4 protein-coding genes are annotated in these 3,594 nt (G+C 46.5%); 3 read left to right on the forward strand and 1 reads right to left on the reverse strand.

Annotation, left to right across the window (positions count from 1 at the left end; genetic code table 11):
- Positions 1-1,038, reverse strand: a 1,038-nt coding sequence (locus IQR33_RS13290) for an aminotransferase class I/II-fold pyridoxal phosphate-dependent enzyme (protein WP_193843756.1), incomplete at its 3' end; no start/stop codon positions are given.
- 142 nt (positions 1,039-1,180) lie between these two features.
- On the opposite strand from IQR33_RS13290, the gene IQR33_RS13295 reads away from it, so the two are divergent.
- From IQR33_RS13295 to proC, 3 genes are all read left to right on the forward strand, one after another.
- Positions 1,181-1,648, forward strand: coding sequence for an Lrp/AsnC family transcriptional regulator (locus IQR33_RS13295; RefSeq protein WP_167415958.1), 468 nt, complete (start codon positions 1,181-1,183; stop codon positions 1,646-1,648).
- 178 nt (positions 1,649-1,826) lie between these two features.
- Positions 1,827-2,867, forward strand: a complete 1,041-nt coding sequence (locus tag IQR33_RS13300; RefSeq protein WP_137282533.1) for a zinc-dependent alcohol dehydrogenase family protein — start codon at positions 1,827-1,829, stop codon at positions 2,865-2,867.
- A 10-nt stretch (positions 2,868-2,877) separates the two neighbouring features.
- A partial coding sequence (proC, locus tag IQR33_RS13305) for a pyrroline-5-carboxylate reductase (protein ID WP_193843757.1) occupies positions 2,878-3,594 on the forward strand: 717 nt, incomplete at its 3' end.

A 3,594-nucleotide genomic window follows, 5' to 3' on the forward strand; every position in this document is an offset into this window, starting at 1 on the left:
CTTCTCAATCATATCCAGAATAAATGGCTGGCTATTGTTAGCTAACCCATCAACCTTCAGGAAGGCATAAAAGGTTGCCGGCATTTCATACAAGGTTACGCCAGAGATATTACCTAATGCTTCACGCACCATATCTCTCGAATGACGAAAACGCTTCAGTGTCTGTTGTAAAAAGACTTCGCCCTGCTCAATTGCAGCAACGCCTGCGGCCTGAACAAAGGCAGGAGCACAGGAAACATTAAACTCAATCAGCTTGGTAATCGTTGGCCGGAGAGGCTTAGGCAGAGTAAGCCAGCCCAAACGCCATCCCGTCATACACCAGGTTTTGGAGAAACTATTACAAACAATAATACGATCATGGTCATCGATGAACTGACAAAAGGAAGGGGCAGATGTTCCCTCATAAACATGGCGGTTATACACTTCATCCGAGATTACCCATCCCCCGGTCTGTCGAGAAAACTCGGTTATCGCTTTAAGCTGTTGTTCGCTCGCCATCCATCCAGTCGGATTGGCTGGTGAATTGATAACTAATGCCCGGGCATCTTTCGTCACCGCAAAAAGCGCCTCCATATCCAGTTCGAATCGTCCTTCGACCTGAGTAAGCGGGAACTCTACGACTTCCGCACCAAGTAGACTTGGAATAGCGGTCAGTATCGGATAAGCAGGACTGATAACAACCACCTTATCCCCTGGCTTTAATACGGCCTGAGCGGCAAGCATCACCGCATTGGTACCTGACAAGGTCACTACGATATTCTCATCGGTAAACGGACGCTCAAACAGACATGACTGGTAGTCAGCCAGCGCCTGGCGCAACTGCGGTATACCATTGTTTGGTGTATACAATGTCTGCCCCTGCTCCAGGCTTTCGAAAGCCGCCTGCTTAATAAAATCAGGTGTAACAATATCTGACTCTCCAAACCACAGGGGAATGACATCTTTTTGCGACATACCAAAGTTGGCAATAGCGCGGATAGAAGACTCTTTCAATTGTGACGCAACCGGACTGATGTCGCTAAGTATGGAAGACTGCATTGTTGTACCTCGGCTAAAAACTCGACTAATAAGCTCTAATCTTATCGGTCATAGCAGGAATTGCCTTGCTTTTCAGGTGTGACATAAGCCCATTTTTGCATTAGTCTTCCAATTATTACCTCATTAATAGCGGAATCTTTCTATGAAGAAGCTTGATAAAGTCGATATTGCCGTATTGCAGCGTTTGCAGCAGGATGGACGCTTAACAAATGCAAAGCTTGCCCAAGAGCTGGCAATCAGTGAAACCCCCTGTTGGAGGAGGCTAAAGCGCTTGGAAGAAGAGCAATATATAGAGGGGTATCAGGCTAACCTGAATCGCCGCAAGCTAGGGTTTGGCGTTCTGGCATTTGTTCAGCTTACCTGTACAAAGCATGATACTGAAACAACCAGGATTTTCGAGTCTATTATCCAAAGCTCTGAGAACGTGCTTTCTTGCCACAATACAACCGGCGATTCGGATTTTATGCTCCAGGTTGTCGCTAAAGATCTTGATGATTACAGCGATTTTGTTGAAAGAGAGCTAAGGCAGCTACCCGGCGTGTCTGTGATTAGCTCAAATATTTCTCTACGAGAGCTGAAGTCATCCACAAGGCTACCGGTTTCTCTCTGACACAACCAACCTATGTCACACTTTCTTTACATCTGAATTAGTCTTTCATAATTACGTTGTTTTATGAAAGACTATTTACTTTTTGATTGATATCCAGGCAACCTTTGCAAGGTAATTTCTTCGCACAAAGGTAGACTGTTAACAACTGATACCACTAAACAGCACTGCGGAGAAGCCTATGAAAGCCGTCGTTATAGAAAAATTTTCATCTATTCCAGAAATCAAAAATGTACCGGATCCAACACCCGCTTCCCATGGTGTGGTAATTAAAGTTGAAGCGACTGGCGTATGTCGCAGTGACTGGCACTGCTGGCAAGGTCATGATGAGGACGTTGTACTCCCGCACGTACCCGGTCATGAATTTGCCGGTGTTATCGAAGAAGTTGGTTCAGAGGTGAATAGGTTCAAGGTTGGCCAGCGAGTGACAGTGCCGTTTGTAAACGCATGTGGCTCCTGTCCTGAGTGTAATACCGGTAATCATCAGGTGTGTGGTAACCAGACCCAGCCCGGCTTTACGCATTGGGGATCATTTGCTGAATACACCACTGTTGATCACGCTGACGTAAATTTGGTCACCCTACCAGAGCATCTGGACTTTGTTACAGCAGCCAGCCTTGGCTGCCGGTTTGTAACTTCATTCAGAGCGGTAGTCGATCAAGGCAAAGTTTCTGCCGGACAATGGGTAGCAGTACATGGCTGTGGTGGTGTCGGCCTGTCAGCGATTATGATTGCGACTGCAATTGGTGCCAATGTAATCGCCATCGATATTGATGATACCAAGCTGGAAATGGCACGCTCGCTTGGGGCTGTAGCCACGGTAAATGGCAATAAAGTCGCTGATGTTGCAGAAGCTGTAATTGAGATCAGTAAAGGAGGTGCACATGTTTCTCTTGATGCTCTGGGGCACCCTATCACCTGTGTAAACTCAGTGAAGAGCTTGCGCAAATTAGGCAAGCATATACAAGTCGGGTTATTACTTGCTGAACAGGCCAATCCTGCTATGCCTATGGCTAAAGTTATCGCTGACGAACTGGAAATTATAGGTAGCCACGGCATGCAAGCACATCGTTACGATGCCATGTTAGCCATGATGATGTCCGGAAAATTAACACCAGAGAAATTGCTGGGCCGTACTATCAGCCTAGAACAATCGATTGAGGCTCTAACCACTATGGATTCGGCAACCACACCTGGCGTTACGGTTGTTACAGGTTTCTAAGGAGGGCGAAATGACACAAGATAAACAATCTCCGATTATCGGGTTTATTGGGGGTGGTAATATGGCCGCCGCCATGATTAGTGGGCTGATTTCGAAAGGTTTTCTGGCGCAGGATATACAGGTGTCAGAACCATCCGCAGAAAGAGTGGCATGGTTATCAGACAAATATGGTGTATCTACGGTAAGTAAAACGCAGGATGTCGTTGATAAGTCGGATGTTGTTGTGCTGGCGGTCAAGCCTCAGGTTATAGAAGCTGTTGTAAAACAAATTGATATCAGAGCAGATAGAAGTCAGGTTTTTGTTTCCATCGCTGCAGGCACATCTATCAAAACACTCGAGAATATATTGGGCCATGAGTGTGCAATAGTGCGCTTGATGCCCAATATGCCAGCGCTGGTTGGCGCTGGGATGTCTGGTTTATATGCAAATGCCAACACCGATGATCAACAAAAGAAGCTTGCAACCACGGTCGCTGAATCTTTTGGTGAGTGCTTAGAAGTACAGAATGAAAATGACATTAACCTAGTCACAGCGCTTTCTGGTAGCGGTCCGGCGTATTTCCTGCTTATGATGCAATGCATGATCTCAGCTGGTGAAGAGCTGGGGATGAGATCTGATGATGTAAAGCGCCTGGTTGGTCATACGGCCCTGGGGGCTGCAAAATTAGCATTACTATCTGATGATGAACCAGATACACTTTGCCAACGTATTGCGTCACCCGGCGGA

Origin of the sequence: Vibrio sp. OPT46, assembly GCF_015163535.1 — a bacterium.
In the GTDB taxonomy this organism is placed as follows: Bacteria; Pseudomonadota; Gammaproteobacteria; order Enterobacterales; family Vibrionaceae; genus Vibrio; species Vibrio alginolyticus.

Bases quoted from the DNA above. Each gene is read 5' to 3' on its own strand.
- IQR33_RS13295 (WP_167415958.1), top strand. From the start codon at position 1,181: ATGAAGAAGCTTGATAAAGTCGATATTGCCGTATTGCAGCGTTTGCAG.
- IQR33_RS13300 (WP_137282533.1), top strand. From the start codon at position 1,827: ATGAAAGCCGTCGTTATAGAAAAATTTTCATCTATTCCAGAAATCAAA.